The 23967-nt window shown below is 70.0% G+C and carries 16 protein-coding genes and 1 pseudogene; 9 read left to right on the top strand and 8 right to left on the bottom strand.

What is annotated here, in order from left to right; genetic code table 11:
• Positions 1-56 precede the first annotated feature (56 nt).
• The 6 genes and pseudogenes from TU34_RS04475 (at position 57) to TU34_RS04455 (ending at position 12522) form a co-directional block, all read left to right on the top strand.
• Positions 57-4070, top strand: coding sequence for a non-ribosomal peptide synthetase (locus tag TU34_RS04475; protein WP_065973491.1), 4014 nt, complete (start codon positions 57-59; stop codon positions 4068-4070).
• A 38-nt stretch (positions 4071-4108) separates the two neighbouring features.
• The gene (locus tag TU34_RS04470; RefSeq protein ID WP_052688754.1) at positions 4109-5914 is read left to right on the top strand and encodes an IucA/IucC family protein; all 1806 of its coding nucleotides are present in this window, start codon (positions 4109-4111) and stop codon (positions 5912-5914) included.
• Complete coding sequence (locus tag TU34_RS04465; protein WP_045821658.1) at positions 5911-8223, top strand: penicillin acylase family protein; 2313 nt, start codon at positions 5911-5913, stop codon at positions 8221-8223. The genes TU34_RS04470 and TU34_RS04465 overlap by 4 nt, the downstream gene beginning before the upstream one ends.
• Positions 8106-9605, top strand: a pseudogene (locus TU34_RS24240) (condensation domain-containing protein); the annotation flags it as partial. The gene TU34_RS04465 and the pseudogene TU34_RS24240, both read left to right, overlap by 118 nt.
• 51 nt (positions 9606-9656) lie before the next feature.
• The gene (locus TU34_RS24235; protein WP_045821801.1) at positions 9657-11183 is read left to right on the top strand and encodes a pyridoxal phosphate-dependent decarboxylase family protein; all 1527 of its coding nucleotides are present in this window, start codon (positions 9657-9659) and stop codon (positions 11181-11183) included.
• Positions 11173-12522, top strand: a complete 1350-nt coding sequence (locus TU34_RS04455) for a lysine N(6)-hydroxylase/L-ornithine N(5)-oxygenase family protein (protein WP_045821657.1) — start codon at positions 11173-11175, stop codon at positions 12520-12522. The genes TU34_RS24235 and TU34_RS04455 overlap by 11 nt, the downstream gene beginning before the upstream one ends.
• A gap of 151 nt (positions 12523-12673) precedes the next feature.
• Here TU34_RS04455 and TU34_RS04450 read toward each other — a convergent pair whose 3' ends face one another.
• Genes TU34_RS04450 through TU34_RS04425 form a run of 6 tightly spaced genes read right to left on the bottom strand, consistent with a single transcriptional unit; the run spans position 12674 to position 18220 of the window.
• Positions 12674-13981 carry a wax ester/triacylglycerol synthase domain-containing protein gene (locus tag TU34_RS04450; RefSeq protein WP_082079844.1) on the bottom strand — a complete coding sequence of 436 codons (1308 nt, stop codon included), beginning with the start codon at positions 13979-13981 and terminating at the stop codon, positions 12674-12676.
• Complete coding sequence (locus TU34_RS04445) at positions 13978-14271, bottom strand: acyl carrier protein (RefSeq protein WP_275041730.1); 294 nt, start codon at positions 14269-14271, stop codon at positions 13978-13980. Before TU34_RS04445 ends, TU34_RS04450 begins: the two co-directional genes overlap by 4 nt.
• A 37-nt stretch (positions 14272-14308) precedes the next feature.
• Positions 14309-15124: an ABC transporter permease gene (locus TU34_RS04440; RefSeq protein ID WP_045821655.1), complete on the bottom strand. Its 816-nt coding sequence runs from the start codon at positions 15122-15124 to the stop codon at positions 14309-14311.
• On the bottom strand, positions 15121-15900 hold the full coding sequence (locus TU34_RS04435; RefSeq protein ID WP_045821654.1) for an ABC transporter permease: 780 nt from the start codon (positions 15898-15900) through the stop codon (positions 15121-15123). The genes TU34_RS04440 and TU34_RS04435 overlap by 4 nt, the downstream gene beginning before the upstream one ends.
• The gene (locus tag TU34_RS04430) at positions 15897-16895 is read right to left on the bottom strand and encodes a daunorubicin resistance protein DrrA family ABC transporter ATP-binding protein (RefSeq protein WP_045821653.1); all 999 of its coding nucleotides are present in this window, start codon (positions 16893-16895) and stop codon (positions 15897-15899) included. Before TU34_RS04430 ends, TU34_RS04435 begins: the two co-directional genes overlap by 4 nt.
• Entirely contained in the window at positions 16892-18220 is a 1329-nt protein-coding gene (locus TU34_RS04425; RefSeq protein WP_045821652.1) for a salicylate synthase, read from the bottom strand. The genes TU34_RS04430 and TU34_RS04425 overlap by 4 nt, the downstream gene beginning before the upstream one ends.
• Positions 18221-18311: 91 nt before the next feature.
• On the opposite strand from TU34_RS04425, the gene TU34_RS04420 reads away from it, so the two are divergent.
• A complete protein-coding gene (locus TU34_RS04420) occupies positions 18312-19988 on the top strand; it encodes a (2,3-dihydroxybenzoyl)adenylate synthase (protein WP_045821651.1) in 1677 nt (558 codons plus the stop codon).
• On the opposite strand, the gene TU34_RS04415 is transcribed toward TU34_RS04420, so the two are convergent.
• Positions 19958-20716, bottom strand: coding sequence for a siderophore-interacting protein (locus tag TU34_RS04415; protein ID WP_045821650.1), 759 nt, complete (start codon positions 20714-20716; stop codon positions 19958-19960). The genes TU34_RS04420 and TU34_RS04415 overlap by 31 nt on opposite strands.
• A 68-nt stretch (positions 20717-20784) precedes the next feature.
• Positions 20785-21129 carry a GNAT family N-acetyltransferase gene (locus TU34_RS04410; RefSeq protein WP_045821649.1) on the bottom strand — a complete coding sequence of 115 codons (345 nt, stop codon included), beginning with the start codon at positions 21127-21129 and terminating at the stop codon, positions 20785-20787.
• Positions 21130-21428: 299 nt separating this feature from the next.
• Between TU34_RS04410 and thiC the strand changes: the two genes are divergently transcribed.
• Together thiC and thiD are read left to right on the top strand one after the other, a co-directional pair.
• On the top strand, positions 21429-23078 hold the full coding sequence (thiC, locus tag TU34_RS04405) for a phosphomethylpyrimidine synthase ThiC (RefSeq protein WP_065973489.1): 1650 nt from the start codon (positions 21429-21431) through the stop codon (positions 23076-23078).
• A gap of 35 nt (positions 23079-23113) precedes the next feature.
• A complete protein-coding gene (gene thiD / locus TU34_RS04400; protein ID WP_045821647.1) occupies positions 23114-23959 on the top strand; it encodes a bifunctional hydroxymethylpyrimidine kinase/phosphomethylpyrimidine kinase in 846 nt (281 codons plus the stop codon).
• Positions 23960-23967 lie beyond the last annotated feature (8 nt).

The following is a 23967-nucleotide window of genomic DNA, read 5'->3' as shown; positions in this document are numbered from 1 at the left end:
TATTAAGCCTAACCTAACCTAAGTTCGACGGAAGCCGGCAACGAAGGGGAGTCAACATGGTGGTCGATACAGCGGTGCCGACGCACGAGGTGTCGGCAGACGTGGTGTCGACGGTCGGGCAGGCGCTCGGCGTCGATCCGGCCGATCTCGATCCGCACGGCGACCTCATCGCCCAGGGTCTCGACTCGCTGCGGATGATGCGGCTCGCGGGTCACTGGCGCAAGCGCGGGCACGACATCGACTTCGCGCGTCTGGCGCAGGAACCGACCATCGACGCGTGGTCGCGCCTGCTCGCCGGACAGGCGGCCGCAGCCCAGCCCGCGGACGAGCAGCGAGCCGATACGGCCGCTGACGACGACCCGTCGTTCCCGCTGGCGCCCATGCAGCACGCCTATTGGGTGGGTCGTTCCGACAGCCACGACCTGGGTGGCGTCGCCGCACATCTGTACGTCGAGTTCGACGGCGCGGCAATTGATCCCGAGCGGTTCCGCGGGGCGGTCGCCGCGCTTCTCGAACGCCATCCGATGACGCGGGTGGCCGTGGCCCCCGACGGCACCCAGCGGGTCGGATCGGCTCACCCGGACACGGTGCGCGTGCACGATCTGCGCCGTCGGTCCGATCAGGCGGTCGAGGAGTTCCTCGCGCAGCAGCGGCACCAGAACACGCACGCGATGCTGCCGGTCGAGGACGGTCAGGTGGTCCGTACCGATCTCACGCTGCTGCCCCGCGGTCGCACCCGTGTGCATCTCGATGTCGACATGATCGCCGCCGACGCCATGAGCTTCCGCGTCCTCGTCGACGACCTGGCCCGCCTGTACCGCGGCGAGCAGTTGACCCCGCTGCGTACCGACTTCCGCACCCTGTCGGCGGAGCGCACGTCACGGCCCGCCCGCGACGCCGACATCGCCTGGTGGCAGGCGCGTCTCGACGACCTCCCCGGACCACCGGAGCTGCCGCGTACCGACCCGACCGGCCCGGCGTCGACCCCGGCGGGCACGGCTGCGACGGTGCGACTGCACCACGTGATCGACGCGGCCGACCGCGAGCGTCTCGAGACCCACGCACATTCGCGAGGCGTGACACCGGCGACCGCGGTCGCCGCCGTGTTCGCCGAGGCCGTCGGGACACACTCGGCCACGTCTCGCTTCCTGCTGACGGTTCCCCTCTTCGATCGCGACGCCACCCACCCCGACGTCGAACGGGTGGTCGGCGACTTCACGTCATCCCTTGTCGTCGCCGTCGATCTCACGGCGCCCCGCACGCTCGCCGAACGCGCCGTGGACATGCGCGCGGCGATGCACGACGCCGCGGCGCACGGCACCGTGAGCGGACTCGACGTGTTGCGCGACCTCAGCCGCCGCCGCGGGGAACCGGTGGTGTCGCCGGTGGTGTTCACGAGCGCACTCGGCCTCGGCGAATTGTTCTCCCCCGCCGTGACCGAGGTGTTCGGCACGCCCACGTGGATCGTGTCGCAGGGCCCGCAGGTCCTTCTCGACGCTCAGGTCACCGAGATCGACGGCGGGTTGCTGGTGAACTGGGATGTCCGCGCCTCCGATCTCGATCCCGCTGTCGCGCAATCGATGTTCGACCACTACGTCGCACTGCTCGACCTGCTGATCGCTGGTGACTGGGAGCGGCCGGCACCCTCGAGTGTCCCGGCCGAGGTGATCGCCGAGCGGCGCGCCGTAGAGCATCCGCTGCCCGTCACCGACACCTTCGACGGCACACTGCACCGCCGCCTGCTCGACCTCGCCACCCACCGCGCCGACACCCCGGCACTCATCGACGGCGAATCCACCTGGACGCACGGTGAACTCGCCGACCGCGCCCGACGGGTGGCGGGAGCACTGCGCGCCGCCGGTGTCGGAGCCGGCGACACCGTCGTGGTCACGATGCCCAAGAGTGCCGCTCAGATCGTCGCGGCCGTCGGGGTTCTCGCCGCCGGCGCCACCTACGTCCCGATCTCCCCGTCGCAGCCCGACGACCGCCGCGACCGCATCGTCGCGGTCGCGACCCCTGCGGCGGTGCTCACCGACCGGGCCGACCGCGTGACCGACACCGCGCTCGCCGTCGTCGTGTTCGACGACACCGCATCCGACCCGCCCCTCGAGCCCGCCGACGACACGAGCGGTCCCGACTCGCTCGCCTACATCCTGTTCACCTCGGGGTCGACCGGCACACCCAAGGGTGTCGAGGTCCCCCATCGCGCCGCGGTGGCCACGCTGACCGACCTGACCGATCGCTACCGACTCGACGCCACCGATCGCGCCCTCATGGTGTCGTCGCTGGAGTTCGACCTGTCGGTGTTCGACATCTTCGCCCTGCTCGCCGTCGGTGGTGCGGTCGTCGTCGGTGACGACGACCCCACCACGCGCGTCGATTCGTGGGCCCGCACCCTACACGAGCAGTCGGTCACCGTACTCAACTGCGTCCCCACGGTTCTCGGGATGCTCCTCGACATCTCCGACATGCCCGCGTCGCTGCGGGTGGTGCTCACCGGCGGCGACCGGGTGGAGGTCGCGAATCTGCGTCGCATCGCCGAGCAGGTGCCCGGGGTCGGTGTCGCGGGCCTCGGCGGCACCACCGAGACGGCGATCCACTCGACCGTCTGCGCACTGGCCGACGTCGGGGACCACACCGGTTTCGTCCCGTACGGCACGCCGTTGCGCGGCGTGCGCTGCCGGGTCGTCGACGCCATCGGCCGCGACCGACCTGATTTCGTACCGGGTGAGTTGTGGATCGGCGGCGACGGTGTGGCCGCGGGCTATCGCGGCGACCCCGACCGCACCGCCGAGAGGTTCGTCGAGGTCGACGGTGTGCGGTGGTACCGGACGGGCGACGTCGCGCGCTATCTGCCGGGGGCGTTCCTCGACTTCCTCGGCCGCGACGACCACATGGTGAAGATCCGCGGCCATCGCGTCGAGCTCGGCGAGGTCGAGGCCGCACTCCTGCGACTGGGGCCGGTGTCGGCCGCGGTCGCCTGGACCGACGGACGTGACCTGCGCGCCGCGGTCACCATCGGGGCAGCGGAGACGCCGGAACCCACGGATCTCGCCGACGCGCTGCGCGATCTGCTCCCCGCGCACATGATCCCGCGGTCGATCACCGTCGCCGACCGACTGCCGTTGACGCCCAACGGCAAGCTCGACCGCGCCCGCGTCGCCGCCGAGTTCGGCGATGCCGGGTCGGCGGAGTCGATCGCCCCGCGTATGCCGGTCGAGAAGGCCCTCGTGACGGTGCTCGAGACCATCCTCGACACGCGACCGATCGGTGTCACCGACGAATTCGTAGCCCTGGGGGGCGATTCGGTGCTCGCGACCCGTTTCGTGGCGCAGATCCGCCGATGGCTCGCGGTTCCCGGCGCCACGGCGTCGGTGACCGTCGCCGACATCTTCACCCACCGGACGGTCGCCGGTCTCGCGACACGACTGGACGAGCTGCACGGTGCGTCGATCACCGAGGTCGCCGAGGTCATGCTCGACGTGCTGGGTCTCTCCGCCGGCGAGGTCGCCTCCGAACTGGGCCGGACGAGCCCGGCGATCACCCATCGCCGCATCGATCTCGACACCGACGTCGACCTCGTGCACCGCTGGCTCACCCATCCCAAGTCGCACTTCTGGGACATGGCGAGCGCCACCCGAGCGGAGGTGGTCGCGCTGATCACCCACGCAGACGCAGGCGGTTTCGGTATGCGACTCGGCATCGTGGACGGCGACCCGCAGTTCCTGTTCGAACTCTACGAGCCACGGACGAGCGAACTCGCCGACGCCGGTACCGGGTACGTCCACGAGCCCGGGGACATCGGGATGCACCTGCTCGTCGCGCCGACCGATGCACCGGTGGCGGGCTTCACCGCGTCGGTCATGCGCCACATCATGCGGACCGCGTTCGGCGAGGCCGAGGCGCGACGTGTCGTGGTCGAGCCCGACGTCCGCAACACCGCCGTGCACCGACTCAACGAGCTGGTGGGGTTCCGCGTCGAGGGCGATCACCCGGTCGGTGCAAAGATGGCGCGTCTGAGCTACTGCACGGCAGACGATTTCGCGGCGACCGAGTCGGGCGACTCGTGACCTCGACAGTGTCGCCGGTGGCCGACGGTCGTGCCGACATGGCGACGGTGTACGGGCGGCGTATGGCCCGCAAGGTGCTGGCCGAGTTCGCCCACGAACAGATCATCCACCCGATCCCGATGGGCGCCGACCCCGATCACACCGACGATCGGGACACCTCGGGTCCCGGCTCGATGTACCTGGTGCTGTCCGACGACCAGCGCACCGAGTACGTCTTCCGCGCCGAGGTGCTCCTCCTCGACAACTGGGTGATCGACGAGCCCTCGATCCGCCGCCTCGTCGACGGCACCGAGGTTCCCGTCGACCCCGTCGCCGTCCTGCTCGACCTGCGTGAACGCCTCGGGATCGATCCCGACGCCGTTCCGGCATATCTCGAGGAGTTCGTGAACACGCTCGGTCTGGGTGCCGATCGACCCGAGCACCTGCGCATCCCGGCCGCCGACCTGGCCTGCGCGGACTTCCAGACCATCGAGCAGACGATGACCGAAGGGCATCCCTGCATCGTCGCCAACGCCGGCCGTATCGGGTTCAGCTCCACCGACGTCGCCCGTTATGCGCCCGAGCGCGGCGAACACTGTCGCCTCGTGTGGGTCGCCGCACCGCGGGAACACTGCGATGTCGCGGCGATGACCGATCACGACCACCGGGACATCCTGGTCGACGAACTGGGCGCGGCGACCCTCGCTCGCTTCGACGCGGTCCTGCTCGCGCGAGGACTCGAGCCCGCCGACCACCTCTACCTCCCCGTGCACCCGTGGCAGTGGAACGAGAAGGTGACACGTGTGTTCGCGCGGGAACTCGCCGACGGGACACTGGTGTTCGTCGGGGAGGGTGACGACCTCCATCGGCCGCAGCAGTCGATCCGGACACTGTTCAACGCCACCGACAACCGTCGGCACTACGTCAAGCTCGCACTGTCGATCACCAACATGGGCTTCACCCGCGGGATGTCGGCCGACTACATGCGCACCACACCCCTGATCAACGACTGGGTGCGCGACCGGGTCGGCGACGACGAACACCTCCGGGAACTCGGCTTCGCCATGCTGTTCGAGGTCGTCGCGATCGGCTACCGCAACCCTGTGCTGCAGAGCGTCACCACGCCCGGTTCGGAGTACCGCAAACTGATGTCGGCGCTGTGGCGACAGAGCCCCGTCGGACTCGTCGCCGAGCACGAGCAGCTCATGACGATGGCCGCGTTGCTCCACGTCGACCACCGGGGCGATCCGTTGGTGGGAGCGCTCATCCGCCGCTCGGGACTGCTTGCCACGGAATGGCTCTCGCGCTACCTGCGGGCCTACCTCCACCCGATCATCCATCTCCTCTACCGCCACCGGCTGAAGTTCTCACCGCACGGCGAGAACCTCATCCTCGTGCTCGACGGCGGCGTGCCCGTGCGGGCGATCCTCAAGGACATCGGCGAGGAGGTCACCATCGGTGACGACGCCCCCGGGTTACCCGAGTCGTGCCGACGCGCGGTCGTGCACACCGACGACGCCATCGGCAATCTCGGCATCCTGTCCGACGTCTTCGACGATTTCCTCCGCCCACTCGCGGGCATCCTGCACCAGGCCGGTCTCTGCGACGACATGTCGTTCTGGACGGCCGTCGCCGACAGCGTGACCGAGTACATCACCGCCCACCCCGAGCTCGCCGACCGCTTCGCCCGGTGGCATCTGTTCGCACCCGACTTCGGTGCGATCCACATGAACCGGCTGCAGCTCGGCAACAGCCGCCGCATGGTCGATCTCGGCGACTCCTACGCCGCACTCCTCGACACCGACCACCGCCTCGTCAACCCGATCGCCCGGTTCGCCCCCTCGCCGACCCGGGAGCATCCGTGACCGCTCCCTGCGACGCCCAGGGTGTCGAGATCCTCCGCGACGCATGGGGGATCCCGCACATCCGTGCCGATTCCGCACGCGGGGCCCTCTACGGACAGGGACAGGCCTGCGGGATGGACCGCGCCTGGCAGATCGAGTTCCTCCGGCTCCGGTCGGAGGGTCGCACCGCCGAGGTCTTCGGCGCCGACGCCATCGGCTGGGACGAGTTCGCCCGGCGCGCCGGGATCGACCGTGCCGCACGCACGATCCTCGCCCGCTCGTCGGTCCGGACACGAGAACTGTTCGGCGCGTATGTCGACGGGGTCAACAGCACACTGGCGACCGCCGAGGCGCTCGAGCTCACCGAGCTCGACCACCGGCCGCTGCCCTGGCGACCGTGGACACCGATCGCGGTGTTCATCACCCACAACATCCTGTTCGGCCGCTTCCTCACCAAGCTGTGGAGGGTGCACGCCTGCACCCATCTCGGCACGGATGCGCTGCGCCTGTTCGACTTCGAGAGTCCGGCCGCCCCCGACCCGGATGACCCCTTCGATCCGCCGCTGCCCGACGCGGCCTTCGTCGAGACCGTGCTCGCCGAGTTCGCCGCCGGCGCCATCGGGACCGAGCCTCCCGGACCCACGCCGCTCAGCGACGCGATCAGCGGCAGCAACGCGTGGGGCATCGCCGCCGCACGCTCGGCGAGCGGGACACCGCAGATCGCCGGCGACCCGCACCGCTTCCTCGAACTCCCCGGGATCTACCTCCAGACCCACCTCGCGTCACCGGAATTCGACGTTGTCGGGTTCGCGTTCGCCGGGGTCCCGGGGGTGCCGCACTTCGCCCACGCGGGTCCGGTCGCGTGGGGCATCACCAACGCGATGGGCGACCACCAGGACGTCTACATCGAACACCTCTCGCGCCGCGACGGATCGGTGACCGCGCGGGGCCCGCACGGCGACGTCGCGGTCACCACATGGACCGAATCGATCACGGTGCGCGACGCCGAACCGGTACCGGTCGAGATCATCGAGACCACACACGGATCGGTGATCGTCGGCGGACCCGACGCACCCATCGCACTGAGCCTGCGCACCCCGATCCTGCACCACGACACCACGACCGCCGACCCGTTCATCGACCTGCTGTTCGCGACGTCGATCGCGGGTGTCGAACGCGCCCTGCGTGACTGGGTGGAGCCGGTCAACCGCGTCGTCATCGGCGACACGAGCGGTCGCCTGGTCGCGCACCTCGTGGGGGCGATGCCCGAACGCACCCCGGAGAACTACTGGCTGCCGGTGCCAGGGTGGACCGACCGCCACCGGTGGACGGGGATGCGCACGACGTCCGTGCACGACGGAGCGGAGTCACCCGACGTCACGTCGTTCTCCGTCATCGCCAACCAGCGCATGACCACCGCGCCACTCCAGCCGGTCACCACCGAATGCGTCCGCGCCGATCGCGCCGACCGGATCGCAGCCCTTCTCGAGGCCAAGGCGCACCACAGCGTCGCCGATGCCGAACGCATCCATCGCGACGACGTGCTCGACGCGCGGGACATCGTGCTGCGACTCGTCGACGAGATCGACGGACTCGACGAGCGCGCACGACGGCTGGTCGCCCGCCTCGACGGGTGGGACCGATCGATGGCGGTCGACAGCACGCAGGCCTACGTGTTCGCCGAGATCCGTGCCCATCTCGTCCGCGGACTGATCCGGTCACCCGCCCTGCAGCCGTTGGCGACGAGGCACGTGTTCCCCGCGGTGTTCGACCCGTGGTTCGTCTCCTTGCCCCGCGTGTCGGCGGCGCTGGAATCGGTGATCGCGCACGCGGGTGGACTCGGGGCCGACGTCGGCGCCATCCTGCGCGAGGCCGTCGACGCCGTCGCCTCCGGGCTCGAACACCTCGACGACATCCCCACGTGGGGTGACGTGCACGTGCTCACCCCGATCCACGGATTCGACCTCGTCGGAGCGACGACGGCCCACCCCGCGCTGTCCGCGCGGCTGCGCCCCCACCCGCATGCACTCGGCGGCGACGCCGAGACGGTGTTCGCCAACGGCAGCGCCATCGGTTTCAGCCACGCCTGCAGCGTCGGTTCGGCCGCGCGGTTCGTGTGGGATCTCGCCGACCGTTCCGCGAGTCGATGGGTGGTCCCCCTCGGCGCCTCCGGCGACCCGCGCCATCCGACGTACGAGAACCAGTCGCACCGATGGGCGCGCGGCGATCTGTATCCCGTCGTCGATTCCTGGGACCGGCTGTCGACCATCACCGCGCTGGGCGACGACACGACCGCAACGACCGACCACCTGATGATGGAGGACGCGTGAGCGTATTGGACGAATCACGACTCGAGCTGATGCGACGACGCCTCGCCGGTGTCGACGCCGGAGGATCGGCCACGGGTACACCCCCGACCCCTGACGCCGCACACGATCCGTCGCCACGGCTGCACGGCGAGCTCGGTGTCGCCGAGCGGCGGATGTGGCGGATCCACCAGCTCGACCCCGACTCCGTCTCGCACAACATCGGTCTGGTGCTGACATTCACCGATGGCCGCAGCACCGACGAGGTGGTCACCGCCCTGCAGGAGACGCTGCGCAGCCCGGTCCTGTCGTCGGTCATCGTCGACGACGAGGGTGTCGTGCGACGGGAATCCGCCGATGTCGAGGGCGGATGGTCGGTGCCCGACACCGTCTGGGAGTGGCCCGCGCACGCCGAGGGCGCCGCGGCCCCCGGCGATGTGGACGAGACCTCACTCACCCGCCGGCCGTTCCGACTGGCCGAAGAGGTGCCGGCCCGCGCGCGCCTCACCGTGGCGCCCGACGGAACGTGCACGGTGATCCTCGTCGTCCACCACATCGCCGTCGACGGAACCTCGTGGCCGGCGCTGTTGGGGCCCCTCGTCACCGGCACATCCGCCGTCACCCCGGTCGCCGGTGTCGCCGCGGACCGGGCGGCACCGCAGGTCGACGACGCACTGCGCCATGCCCTGTCGACCTGGGCGGCCGACGACATCCGCCATCCGCTGACCGGGGCCCTGCCCACGGAGTCGGCCGAACAGAGCTGGATCACGCCGCTCGACGAGGGTGCGGTGACGCGCGACCGGCGCGCACTGGACCCCGCGGTGGTCGCCGCACTCGGCGAGGTCGCCCGCGAGGTGGGCGCGACATCGAACGCGCTCATGATCGGGGTGTGCGCCCTGGCCGCGCACTCGCTCACCGGCGCTGACGATCTCGTGATGCTGGTCCCCAGCGAGAACCGACGCTCCGACGAGGATCCCCGCGAGGTCGGCTACTGCGGCACCGTCGTGCCGATCCGATGCACCGTCGACCCGACGGCGTCGGTGCGCGAGTCGTTGCGCCGCATGATGTCGGCGATCTACTCGTCCATGGAGTTCGCATCGATCGACTACGGCACCCTGCTCACCGCGCTCCGCGCCCGCGGCGGGCGATTCCCTGTCGCCGACGTGATGGCCTCGGTCCGCAGCGCGCCGGTACGTGGTGTCACGGAGACGGGGAGCGGCGTCGACTACCGGTCGGTGTCGACCGGCGTCGGCGGATACCCGCTGAGTTACGCCTTCGAGATCACCGACGATGGAATACATCTCGAGATCGACCATCGCACCGACATCCCTGAGGCCGAGGTGACGCAGCGCGCGCCGGCCGTCGCGATGGGTCTCCTCGCCGAACTGCCCGACAACCTCGACTCGACTCTCGCCGACCTCGTCGACGCGGTGCGCGCGGCGTGTGCGTTCCCCGAGTTGCCGACGCGGCGATCGCGTTTCGCCTCCCCCGGTCGGGGGTGGGCGCAGGTCGGAGCCGATCTCATCCGCATGGCCGAATCGGTCTCCGACACCGCCCACCACGGCGCCCCGTTGCCTCACGGACTGCCGGGCGACGTCCTCGACGAGGTCGACTCCGCCCTCGGTCCGCGGGTGATCCCGTCGGCCGGTGTCGGAGAATCGCAGGCGCTGGCCCGCCTCGGTGACCTCGTCGCGCGCCACGGACTCGACCTCACCCACACCCGCACCGCGGCGCATCTGCAGCCACCACCGCTCACGGTCGCGGTCGTCGCCGACGCCCTCGCCGGTGCCACCAACGCCTCGCTCGACACCTACGATTCGGGTCCGGCGACCCTGGCGATCGAGCAGTGGATGATCGCGGCGCTGGCCGACCTCGCCGGACTCGGGGCGGGCGCGGGCGGCGTGTTCGGTCCGGGGGGTTCGTACTCGAACCTGCTGGCGTTGTTGATCGCCCGCGATCACGCGGCCTCGGCACTCGGTCTCGACACCCGCACCGACGGCACCGGCGCGCTGCCCCGTCCGGTCGTGTTCTGCTCGCGGATCGCGCACTTCTCCATCCATCGCGCCTGCGCCGCACTGGGGCTCGGTGAGTCCGCGGTGGTCGGCATCGACGTCGACGACGACCACCGCATGCTGCCCGCAGCGCTGGAGGCCGCTCTCGCCGCCGCCGGTGACCGGACCCCGGTCGCCGTGGTCGCCACGGCGGGGACCACCGATTTCGGCACCGTCGACCCGCTACCGGAGATCGCCGCCATCGCCCGTCGACACGGCGTGTGGTTGCACGTCGACGCCGCATACGGTTTCGGGTCGCTGTTCTCCGATCGGCTCGCCGGGCTGGTCGAGGGCATCGACCGCGCCGACTCGATCACGCTGGATCTCCACAAGATCGGGTGGCAGCCCGCCGCGGCGAGCGTGTTGCTGCTCGCCGACTCCGGGCGTTTCGCCGCGGTCGACCGGTCGGTGTCGTATCTCAACCCCACCGACGACATCGAGGCCGGCTACGGCGGCCTGCTGGGACAGACCCTGCAGACCACCCGGCGGCCGGATGTTCTGAAGGTGGCCGCGACGTTCCTCGCCTACGGCAGGCTCGGGCTGGGATCGATGCTGGACCGATGCCACGAGCTCGCACGGCACGCCGAGCAACGGATCGCGACCGAACCCCACCTCGAGCTGATCGCCCCGGTGACCCTCACGACGGTCGTGTTCCGTTACCGCTGCGCCGATCTCGACGCCGTGAACGCCGAGCTCCGCCGCCGACTCATCCGGTCCGGGGCGGCGCTCATCGGCCGCACCCGTGTGGTGACCGCCGGCGCCGACCGGCCACAGGTCTGCCTCAAGCTGACCCTGCTCAATCCCGAGGCCCACGAGGCCGACATCGACGCGCTCTTCGACGACATCATCCGCGTGGCGCTGGAGGTCGAAGCCGAGAACACCCGTGCCCTGTCCACTGATGCAGATGCGCTGGAGGCATCCCATGAGCACTGAGTTCCCCCGCAGCGTCGACGTTCTCGCGATCGGATGCGGTCCGTTCAACCTGGGGCTCGCCGCCCTGGCGTCCACTGTCGACGACCTCGACCTGCTCGTCGTCGACGCACGCCCGGAGTTCCGGTGGCATCCCGGGCTGATGTTCGACGACGCGACGCTGCAGGTCAGTTTCCTGTCCGACCTCGTCTCTCTGGTCGAGCCGACGCACCCGCTGTCGTTCCTGGCCTACCTCGCCGACGTCGACCGCCTCTACCCGTTCCTCGTGCGCGAGAACTTCTTCCCCACACGCATCGAGTACGAGGCGTATCTGCTGTGGGTCGTCGAGCGACTGGGATCACTGCGCTGGGACACCTCGGTCTCCGAGGTGCACTTCGACCCCGAGACCGACTCGTTCCGTGTGATCGTGACCTCCGGGGGACAACGAACGACCATCCACGCGGCCCACGTGGTGTGCGGTGTCGGTACCGAACCGCATCTGCCCCCATCGCTCTCGACGGGCGAGGCGCGATCCCCGTCGCTGATCCACAGCGGCGAGTACCTGAATCACCGGGCCCGCGCCCACGCCGCCGAGGCGGTGACCGTCATCGGGTCGGGCCAGTCGGGCGCCGAGATCGTGGTCGACCTGCTCGAGGCGAACCTCGGCGGCGGACCCGCCGTCCGGTGGTGGACCCGCACCGGGTGGTTCGCCCCGCTCGACTTCACGAAGCTGTCGCTGGAGATGACGACGCCGGCGTACATGGACTACTTCCACTCGTTGCCCGAACAGACACGCGACACCGTACGCGCGGGACACTGGCAGTTCCACAAGGGCATCTCGGCCGACACCCTCGAACGTCTCCACGATCTGCTCTACCGCCGCCAGCTCGCCGGCAAGCTACCCGCGGTGCAGTTGCGCGTGGGGGTGTCGGTCACCGGTCTCGAGGCGCAGCCCGACGAGCGTCTCCGCATCCATGCCCGCCACGACGACACCGGCGCGACCATCGCCCACACCGCCGATCTCGTCGTCGCGGCCACCGGCTATCGACCGCGCAGCACGGCGTTCCTCGATCCCCTCGACGGGCTGATGGAGCGGGATTCGCGGGGCCGCCCGGTCATCGACAACGACCACTCGGTGGTGATGCGCGAGCGCCTCGAGCGTCGCCTGTTCGTCGCGAACGCCGAGGAGCACAGTCACGGGGTGTCGTCGCCGAACCTCGACATCGGGGCGGTCCGCAACGCCCGGATCCTCAACGCGGTCACCGGTCGGGAGGTCTACCGCCTCCCCGGCCACACCGCGTTCACCACCTTCGGCCCCGACGACGACGAGGTCGTCGACGCCGCCCCGCAGGTGGGCACCTAAAGCCCGCAGTTGGGCACCTAAAGCCCGCAGTTGGGCACCTGATGACCGTAGTTGGGCAGCGCGAGCGCGTCGGTGCCCAACTGGCTGCGTTACGTGCCCAACTGGCGTCTTCAGGTGCCCAACTGCGGGCGTTACGTGCCCAACTGGCGGGTCAGGGGGTGGTGAGGACCTCGTCGAACGCGGCGGCGAAGCGGGCTGCGTAACCGGGGAGAGCCTGCGGATCGGTGACGATGCCGAAGGTGGTGCGGTCGCCGAGGATCAGCGACGTCACCGAGAACGAGTACCCGCCCAGCGGCGACAGCGGTGTGAGCGCGACGATCCGCCGACCCAGGACCGACCGCACCCGGGAGAAGCCGGGATTCACGCCGATGTGGATGTCGGGCGCCATCCGCGACATCGAGGCGCCGACGATCGCCCGCATCACCGGCCAGGGCGGCGACGGATGCCCGGTCGCGGCGAGCGCGAGCGCCGCACGGCGGGATTCGATCAGCGACAACTGCTCTCGACTCCGATCGATCTGACGATCGAGATCGGTGTCGCTACCCGCGAGGTTGAGCAGGGTCACCGACACCGCGTTGCCGGTGTGTCGGAACGTGGGGTCGAGTGTGGCGGGCAGGGTCACCCGGATCGTCTCGGGGCCGTTCTCCGACGGCGGATGCGCGCTGAGGGTCGCGCCGACCGCACCCAGGACGAACTCGTGCACTGTCGCCCCATGACGTTTCGCCACACGACGGAGGTCCCGGGTCGACACCGACACCGTCGCGATCTCGCGGCGACCCGACTTCGTGAGAGCGGGCCAGCCGCGACCGGACCGACCCGCCTTCCACTGTTCGTCGTGTGCGGCGCGGGCGTCGGCCAGCACCTGGGGATCGATGTCGCCCACACGGAAACGGGGGCTGGTCGCGAAACGGTCGAACTCGGCGAGCTGTTCGGGGGTCCCGTCGGCGAGCAGCGCCGCGAACGCGGCGCCCGCCAGACCGTCGGACAGGCTGTGGTGCACGCGCAGCACCATCAGCTGTTCGCCCGAGTCGACGATCGTCATCAGCGTGATGTGCCAGAACGGATCCGGACGTCGGAGGTGGGTCGCACACAGCTCGGCGATCGCCCGGTCACGCGCCATCGGGTCGGCGACCTCGACGGCCTCGACGTGGCGGTCGATGTCGATCGCGTCGGCGGGTGTCCTGACGATCTCGGGGCGACGCCACCGCCCACCACTCACCCCGACACCGAAGACGTCGTAGCGCCCGACACGCGACCGCACACGGTCGCGGATCTCGCCGATGCCCAACAGCGTGTCACCACCGGCGATCTCGAGAACCATCGACCAGTGCATCGGCCGCGATGCGGTGTCCATGTGGAGGTAGGTGAAGTCGGGCGGTCCGTACTCGGTGGGGCCGGCGAGGGCCTCCGTGACGTCAGCGGTGTCGACGGCCTCGGTCGTGTCACGGGTCTCGGTCATCGGCCGGCCACGGTCAGGCGCGATCGGATGACCTGCTCCAGATCGGCCACCGAGGCACTCTCGAAGATCTCGCGTTCGGTGAGCGCGACACCGAGCCGTTCTTCGATGGCCACGACCCCGATCGCGACGGCGACGGAGTCGAGCCCGAGGTCGTCGACGAGACGCGCGGAGCCTGTGACGTGTTCCGGGGACAGGTCGAGGTCGTTCGCGAGGATGTCGCGGAGTTCGCTGTGCACGCGGTCGGTGGTGCGGTCGGTCATGGGTGATGCTCCTCGGGTGGCGGGGACGATTCGGTCGTTGTGGCAGTGCGTGACGGAGGGTTTCGGGTCATCGCGGCCCTGCGGCAGCGCGTCGGTAGCCACGCATCGCCAGCGGTCCGAACACGATCGCGAACCCGAGCGCCCAGGCGAGGGTCGTCGCCAGCGGGACCGCGATGGGTCCGCCGTCGGTGAGACCCGCGATGGCGTCGATCGCCGGACTCATCGGTTGGTGGGCGACCACGGGACGGATCCACCCCGGGTATTCGGTGAGCGGGGCGAACCCGGTGGTGAAGAACAGCAGGAAAAGGAACGCGCCTCCGAGCAGCTGCACCACCTCGCGTCCTGCGGCGACGGTCGCCAGCGCGATCACCGGGATGGCCACGCCCACACCGAACACCACCGGGACGGCGAGGGCACCGACTGCGGCGGCGATCCCCTGATCGAAACCGAACCCCATCGTCATCGCGACGGCGAACAGGACCACCGTCCCGATCGCGGTGCGCACGGCCTCGGCGAGCAGGCGTCCGGCGAGAAAGCCCGAGCGGTGCACGGGCAGGGTCCACAGGCGCGCGAGGACTCCAGAATCGCGGTCGGCGATCACGGTGAGTGCGGCCGCGACGGTCCCGTAGAGCGCGCCGACGAGCGCGACGAGCCCGGTGGTGCCGACGATGCTGTCGCCGCTGCCCATCGAGGTGATGGTCTTGCCGAGCACGAGGTGGAACATCAGCAACAGGAAGACGGGGAACACCACCGCCTGCACCACGATGCCCGGGTCACGCGACCACGTGCGCAACAGCGCCGACGCGTGCACCACCGCCTGACGTCCGACGCCCACCGAGGCGCGGGTCGGTGTGCTCTGCGCCGCAGCGTGTCCCGCGGTCATCGGTGGAACTGTCGTCGGCCGGCGACGGTGACGGCGAGCACGCCGGCCGCGAACAGCCCCACCGACCACGCGGTGACCGCGACGCCATCGACGTGACGTCCCGACGCGAGATCGCGCAGCACCTCGGTGAGCACCGACACCGGTTGGTTGCGCACAAAAGGTTGTGCCCATCCCGGGAAGCCCTCGGCGGGCACCAGCCCGGTCGAGGCCATCACCAGCACGAGTTGGGGGATCATCAGGACGCCGGCGATCGCGGCCGATCCGGTGACGACGGTGCCCACCGCGTCGGTGAGCAGGCTGACCGAGACCGCGAACACGACGAGCAGGAACACGAACAGCGCAGTGTCGGTGGGTGATCCGTCGAATCGGAACCCGAGCGCCACACCGATCGCCACACCCGCGGCGATCGACATCACCATCCGCACCGACACCCACGTCATGCGCGCCACGACCGGCGCGAGGCGGGAGATCGGCATCGACATCATCCGCATCCGCGTCCCGGCGCGTGCGTCGGCTCCCGCCGACTCGGTGGCGGCAATGGCGGCGAACAGCCCGGCCTGCACCAGGATCAGCGGGGTGAGGAACTGGGCGTAGTCGCCGCCGCCGGCCTCGAATCGACGGTGCAGCGGGGTATAGAAGCAGACGAAGAAGACAGCCGGGCTCAACAGCGCGAACGTCGCGTCGCCGGAGCGGACGGCCGCACGGATCTTCCGACCCGCCAACGTCGTCGACGCCGACACCAGTCCGACCGACGAGCGGTCGAGGACAGCGGTCATGCCGGGGTGTCGGTGAGTTGGAGGAACACCTCGTCGAGCGACGGGCGCCGGAGACCGATGTCGATGACCTCGACACGGTGCCCGTCGTCGGCGACGCCGTCGAGTCGGGCGATGACCTCGCCGACCGTGCCCACGCCCTCGGGCGCGCGCACGACGAGCCGCGTCTGCCCCGGTTCGGAGGACGGGGCCGCCGGGTTCTCCTCGACGTCGATGAGCTCGAACCCGGCGAGCAGAGCGGTTGCGCGGAGGGCGTTCTCGCCGTCGGCGACGGTGATCTCGCAGACCGCACCCCCGACGCTGGACTTCAGCTGTCCGGGAGTCCCCGTCGCCACCACCGCGCCGCGGTCGAGCAGCACGATGCGGTCGGCGAGGCGGTCGGCCTCCTCGAGGTACTGCGTGGTGAGCACCACCGTGATGCCGGCGTCGCGGAGCCCGGCGACGGTGTCCCACACCGCGGCACGGCTGCGCGGATCGAGACCCGTTGTCGGCTCGTCCAGGAACACCACCTCCGGTCGTGTGACCAGGGCGCCGGCGATGTCGACACGGCGGCGCATCCCACCCGAGAGCTGCCCCACCCGCCGTCCGCGGACAGCGGCGAGGTCGAACTGCTCGACCAGTTCGTCGATGCGGTGCGCCAGGCGCCGGCCACGCAGTCCGGTGAGTCGACCGAACACCGCCAGGTTCTCCGCGGTGGTGAGTCCGGGATCGACCGAGGCGTATTGGCCGGCGAGCGAGATCAACTCGCGCACGCGGCCCGCGTCGTCGACGACGTCGCGACCACAGATCCGCGCGGTCCCGGTCGTCGGCCGCTGCAGGGTCGACAGCACCGACACCGTCGTCGTCTTACCGCTCCCGTTGGGGCCCAGCAGTCCGAGCACCTCGCCGCGCGCGGCGGTGAACGAGATGCCGCTCAGCGCCCGCACCCCGCCGTAGGTCTTCACCAGGTCGGTGACGGTGACCGCAGGGATGTCGCGAGCCCCGGAATCGGCCGTCACCGGGCGGGCACCACGTAGGGGGCGACACTGCGGAGTTTCTCGCAGGTCTCGGTGAACTCGCGGTCCGGTGTCGAGGCGGCGACGATCCCGGCTCCCGCCCGCAGCCAGGCATGCTCCGAGTCGGCGAAGATGGTGCGCAGGGCGAGCGTGGCCTCGAGCTCCCCGGTCGACGAGGCGGTCATCACCGCACCGGAGTACAGCCCCCGCGAGGTGGGTTCGAGACGGTAGATCGCCTCGAGAGCCGGGGCTTTCGGGATGCCGGACGCGGTGATCGACGGGAACAACACGGCGAGTGCGTCCCACGCGGTGACGCCGGCGTCGAGGCGGCCGCTGACCGTCGAGGCGAGGTGCTGCACGCTGCCGCGGCGGCGCACCTCCATGAACTCGTCGACCGTGGTCGAGCCGGAGCGCGACACCGAGGCGATCTCGTCGACGCACGCCCGCACCGACATCGCGTGCTCGGCGATCTCCTTGCCGTCCGACAGCAGGTCGTCGCGCGCAGCCAGATCGGCCTCGGCCGATTCGCCGAGGGCACGGGTCCCCGCCAGCGGTTCGGTGACCACGACCCCCTCGGCATCGACGGCGACGACGAGTTCCGGGCTGAACCCGGCCGCGGACAACCCGCCGAGCGACAGCAGGAACGATCGCGCCGGGGTGTTCGCGGCACGGCCGCGTGCGTAGGTGGCCGGGATGTCGACGGCGAAGGGTATCGACACCTCCCGCGACATGATGACCTTGTGGTAGCGGCCGGCCGCGATCTCGCCGATCGATGTCGCGACCCGGCCGCGGTAGTCGTCGGTGTCGGTGTCGACGTCGACCTCGTGGCTCCCCGCGGGATCGGCTGCGGCCCGGGCCAGTTCGCGCAGGCGGCCGGCGCGGGTGGGATCGGCGGTGCCGGTGTCGATGCCGTCGGCGTCGACGTGGGCCTCGAACTCCGGGACGATCAGATGCGCCAGGACAGCGTCGGCGGCGACATGGTCGAGCAGGCCGTGCCGGGCCGCACAGAAGTCGAAGCCCACCCAGCCGTAGACGCGCCAGTCGCCGCCCGTGGGCAGTGACGACACCGCCTTCCGCAGTGCGTCTGCCGGCTCGCCGGTCCACGTCTCGGTCGACTCGTGTTCGCCGTCCTGTATGCGGATCTCGTTGCGGGTGAGCACGATCCGTGATCGCACACCGGCCGCGAAGGTCCACCGTCGATCGCGTTCGTACGCGACGTGGTCGCCGAACTCCCCTGCCGCCGCCCACGCGGCGATCACCCGTGCGGCCTCACCGGAATGGTCGAGAGTGGGGGTGTCGAGTGGTGCGGCGTCGAAGGTCAACGACATGAGTCTGCTTCCCTGGAGTCATGTGGGCCCGGATCGACGAGCCACCGAGTATGGAAAGGCTACCCTAACGTAGTCGTGATTGAATGTCGTCATGGCCCAGCCCACACCCACCCCCACGGCACATCTCGCGACCGGCTTCGTCCCCCACGACCCCGACGCCCTGCAGCGGTATCGCGCCGCCGGCGTCGTGGACGATGCACCGCTGTGGGGCCTGCTCGAAGACGCCGCCACGCGTACCCCGCATGCTCCCGCGGTCAGCGACCCCGACCGCAGCCTCACCTACGCCGTGCTGGCCAAAGCAGCCCGTCGTCGTGCTGCCGGGTTCCTCGGTGCCGGTCTCACGCCCGGCGCACCGGTCATCCTGCACCAGAACAACTCTGCCGCTTTCGCCGTCAACCTCCTCGGTCTGCTGCGCGCGGGTCTCGCCCCGGTGATGTCGCTGCCCGCCCACCGCGTCACCGAGCTCGCACACCTCGCCGAGACCGCGGGCGCGGTCGCCTACGTCGGCGACGCACCGGCGATCGCGTCGGCGTTGTCCGACCGCGTCCCCGCGGTCGCCGCGGTGTTCGTCGAGGGCGGCGGTTCCCACCCCGCCCCGCCCGACGCCGACCCGGCGAGCCTGCCGAGCCATGACGGCACCGGGGCGGTCGATCCACAGTTGCCCGCGCTGTTCCTGGTGTCGGGCGGGACCACCGGACTGCCGAAACTCATCGCGCGCACCCACGCCGACTACCGCTACAACGCCCGACGGTCCGCCGAGATCGCCGAACTCATCGCTCGCGACGTCTACCTCGTGGCACTGCCGGGCGCCCACAACTTCCCCCTGTGTTGCCCGGGCCTGTTCGGCGCCCTCACCGTCGGCGCGCACACCGTGTTCACCGACAACCCCAGTCCCGACAACACCTTCGACATCATCGAACGCCACGGCGTGACCGTGACCGCGCTGGTCCCTGCGCTCGCCCAGGTGTGGTGCGCGGCCACCGAGTGGGAGCCCGCCGACCTGTCGTCGCTTCGGCTGCTGCAGGTGGGCGGGGCGAAGCTGGCCCACCCCGACGCCGTCGCGATCGACGCCGCTCTCGGCGACGTGGTCCAGCAGGTGTTCGGGATGGCGGAGGGGCTGATCTGTTACACCCGCCTCACCGATCCCCGTGCGTTGGTCCACGAGTCGCAGGGTGCGCCGATGTCGGAGCTCGACGAGGTGCGCGTCGTCGACCCCGACGGGCACGACGTCGCCGACGGTGTCGAGGGGGAACTGCTCACCCGCGGGCCGTACACGATCCGCGGGTACTACCGCGCCGAGGAACACAACGCGCGGTCGTTCACCGCGGATGGTTTCTATCGCTCGGGTGACCGCGTCCGACGCCTGCCGTCGGGACATCTCGCCGTCACCGGCCGTATCAAGGACACCATCGTGCGCGCGGGTGAGAACGTGGCCGCCGACGACATCGAGGAACACCTCCTCGCCCACCCCGCCGTCGCACAGGCTGCGGTGGTCGGCCTGCCCGATGACGCTCTGGGGGAACGCATCTGCGCTGTGTTGGTGATCTCGGCCGCGGTCGCCCCCTCGGCGGCACCGTCGCTCGGCGAGGTCCGCGGCTTCCTCGCCGAGCGTGGGTTGGCGACGTTCAAGCTGCCCGACACGGTGTGTTCGCGCTCGTCGCTGCCGGTGACCGCGGTCGGCAAGATCGACAAGGCCGCACTCCGGCGCGCGCTCGACGGGTATGCACTCGACGGGGATCAGCCCGCGGACTTGCCCTCGGTCCAGTAGGCCATCGAGGTCACCGACTTCCGACCGAGCGAGAAGTCCTTCTTGAGGATCGACGTGACGGCGCGGGTGGCCGCGGCCTCCAGTGCCAACCACCCGTGGTGATCGGGCGACGGCGTCGCGGCCGCGCGGACGGCGTCGACCACCGCCGACCCGTTGCCGCGCGGGATCCAGTGCACGGTGTCGCCGGGACGGGCGCGCAACGGCAGATCGCGGTCGCTCGCGTGCTGGTACTCGAACCACAGCGTCACCGGCACCTCGGGTGCGGCCGAGGCGGAGATCGCGTCGAGCAGGGAGTTGATCGCGGCGAGCGATGCGGCGTCGCCGGCGAGGAACCAGCCCGCGGGCGCCGGATCGGGGTAGGCGAACTTCGAGCCCATCACGGTCGCGTTGATGGTCTCGCCGGCCGTCACGTGTTGGGCCCATCGCGCGGCGGTGCCCTCGTGGACCGCGAACTCGATGGCGAAGCTGTCGGATGCGGGGTCGGGATCGACGAGGGTGTAGCCACGCTGGTGCAGGCTGCCGTCGGCCTCGAACCACAACCGCACCCACATCGTGGGGTGGACGGGCGTCTTCTCGAGCAGTCCGCCCCCGGTGAAGAACACCCGGACGTAGGAGTCGGTGACGACCTCCGACCCGGTCACGGTGATCGTGAAGTCGGTGGCGCCGAACAGCTTGAGGACCGCGCCCTGCCATCCCTTGGACGGCGACGCCGTCGTGGATTCACCCATGGTTGCTCCCTCTTCCTCAGTGTCAGTGAGGCGAGGGTAACCTAACTAAAGGCCGGAAGCGCCGTCGGTTAGGCGGCGATGGGTGCGACGCCGGGGTGCGTGGCCAGGTAGTGGCGGGTGAACGTGCAGATGGGACGCACTTTCGCGCCCGTGTCGACGACGTACTGCAACGCGCCGGTGGTGAGACGCGAGGCCAGACCGTGCCCGGTGAACTCGTCGTAGAGGACGGTGTGGAGCACCGTCATCACGCGTTGACCGTCGACCTGGTCGACCTGATAGCCGAGGACACCGACGAGGTCGCCCGCGACGTACAGCTCGAACCGGTCGCGGTCGGCGTTGTGCACCACCTCGGAGATCTGGTGCAGGATCGATTGCGCCGACTGCGGTGGCTTCTTCTTACGACGGACCTGCATCAGCGACCTCCTCTCGAATGTGACAGCCATCACAGTACATCGGCTCGTACCTACGGTGGCGTAGTTTTTCCAAGGTTCAGGCACTCGTAACCACATCGAGTCGAGGGCGTTGGAGCCGATCACAGCACCGCAACGATCGCGTACGGTTGCCGGTGAGCACCGCGATGCATGTGCTCGACGCACGACCACACAACCGAAAACGCACGGGGGCTCTCGCGAACCGAGGGCTGAGATGGCGGCAGGCGGCCGCCGACCGACCGAACCTGTCCGGGTAATGCCGGCGTAGGGAGATGAACTCGATGCACGATTCTGCCGCCATCACCACCGGTCCCATCCGGGGTAGCTCCAAGCACCTGCGCGACGTCGACGGCATGGCCGTGCCGTTCCGTCGCGTGCACCTGTCCACCGGCGACCACCTCGACCTCTACGACACGTCGGGTCCGTACACCGACACCGACGCGTCCATCGACCTCGACCGCGGACTGCCCACGACCCGCGACACCTGGCAGCGACCCGAGGCCATCGACGGCGCCGCGACCCAGTTGGCCTGGGCACGTGCGGGTCTCGTGACCCCGGAGATGCGGTTCATCGCCGCCCGCGAGGGTGTCGACGTCGAACTGGTCCGCTCGGAGGTCGCCCGCGGGCGGGCGGTCATCCCCGCCAACCACCGCCACCCCGAGTCCGAGCCGATGATCATCGGCAAGGCCTTCGCGGTGAAGGTCAACGCCAACATCGGCAACTCGGCGGTCACGTCATCGGTCGCCGAGGAGGTCGAGAAGATGGTGTGGGCCACCCGCTGGGGCGCCGACACCATCATGGATCTGTCGACCGGCGACGACATCCACCTCACCCGCGAATGGATCATGCGCAACTCGCCGGTGCCCGTCGGCACCGTCCCGATCTACCAGGCGCTCGAGAAATGCAAGGGCGACGCCACGAAGCTCACGTGGGAGATGTACCGCGACACCGTGATCGAGCAGGCCGAACAGGGTGTCGACTACATGACCGTGCACGCCGGCGTGCTGCTGCGCTACGTGCCGTTGACCGCCAAACGCGTCACCGGCATCGTCTCTCGCGGCGGATCGATCATGGCCGCGTGGTGCCTCGCCCATCACGAGGAGTCGTTCCTCTACACCCACTTCTCCGAGCTCTGCGAGATCTTCGCCCGCTACGACATCACCTTCTCCCTCGGTGACGGTCTGCGCCCGGGATCGATCGCCGACGCCAACGACGAGGCGCAGTTCGCCGAGCTGCGTACCCTCGGTGAGCTGACGAAGATCGCGAAATCGCATGGTGTGCAGGTGATGATCGAGGGCCCGGGGCACGTGCCGATGCACAAGATCGTCGAGAACGTGCGGCTCGAGGAGGAGTGGTGCGAGGAGGCCCCGTTCTACACACTGGGCCCGCTCGCGACGGACATCGCGCCCGCCTACGACCACATCACCTCCGCCATCGGCGCCGCGATGATCGCCCAGGCCGGCACCGCGATGCTCTGCTATGTCACCCCCAAAGAGCATCTGGGACTGCCGGATCGGGACGACGTGAAGGTGGGGGTGATCACCTACAAGATCGCCGCCCACGCCGCCGACCTCGCCAAGGAGCACCCGCGAGCGCAGGAGCGTGACGACGCGTTGTCGAAGGCGCGCTTCGAGTTCCGCTGGAACGACCAGTTCAACCTGTCGCTCGATCCCGACACCGCCGTCGAGTACCACGACGAGACCCTGCCGGCCGAGCCCGCCAAGACCGCGCACTTCTGCTCGATGTGCGGACCGAAGTTCTGTTCCATGCGGATCTCGGCGGATGTGCGGCAGTACGCCGAGGACAACAACCTCGAGACCCAGGCCGACATCGACGCGATGCTCGCGGCGAAGATGGACGAGAAGTCGCGGGAGTTCGTCGCGGCGGGCAAGCAGGTCTATCTCGACATCACCCCGGCCACCGCCACGTGACGGCGATCCCGCCACGGCCCGGGGATGATGGACCGATGAACCTGTTGCCGTCGGCGCCCCTGGGCGCCACCCCGGTCCGAGCGATGACGATCGCGGGCACCGATTCCGGTGGCGGCGCCGGGGTGGCCGCCGACCTGCGGACCTTCGCCCTGTCCGGGGTGCACGGGTGCGTCGCGGTCACCGCGGTCACCGTGCAGAACTCGCTCGGTGTGAGCGCGGTGCACACCATCCCCCCGGAGGTCGTGGCCGGGCAGATCCGCGCGGTGGTCACCGACATCGGCGTGCAGGCGATGAAGACCGGGATGCTCGCCAACGGCGCGATCATCGACGCCATCGTCGACGTCGCGGCCGAGGTGGGACTGGGCCGCGACCGCGCCATCCCCCTGGTCGTCGACCCGGTGTGCGCGTCGATGCACGGTCACCAGCTGCTGGCACCCGAGGCGATGGACACCCTGCGTGACCGGCTCATCCCGATCGCGACCGTGGTCACCCCGAACCTCGACGAGGTCCGGCTGATCACCGGCATCGACGTCGTCGACGGCGACACCCAGCGGCAGGCCGCGGTCGTGCTGCACGAGATGGGCGCGCAGTGGGCGATGGTGAAGGGCGGTCATCTGCGCAGCAGCCCGCGCAGCGCCGACATCCTCTACGACGGGACCGAATTCCTCGAGTTCGAGCACGTGCGCATCGACACCCCGCACGATCACGGCGCCGGCGACACCCTCGCCTCGGCGATGTGTTCGGCGCTCGCACACGGGATGTCGGTGCCCGACGCCGCCACCTTCGCCAAGGCGTGGGTGAGCGAGTCGATCCGCTGGTCCTATCCCCTCGGGAAAGGCCACGGACCGGTCAACCCGCTGTGGCGGGTCGCCGGTCCGTAGTCGAGCAG

The organism is Williamsia herbipolensis, assembly GCF_000964005.1.
GTDB classification, from domain to species: domain Bacteria; phylum Actinomycetota; class Actinomycetes; order Mycobacteriales; family Mycobacteriaceae; genus Williamsia_A; species Williamsia_A herbipolensis.
The sequence above is the reverse complement of the archived record's forward strand: the minus strand, read 5'-3'. Positions and strand labels throughout refer to the sequence as shown.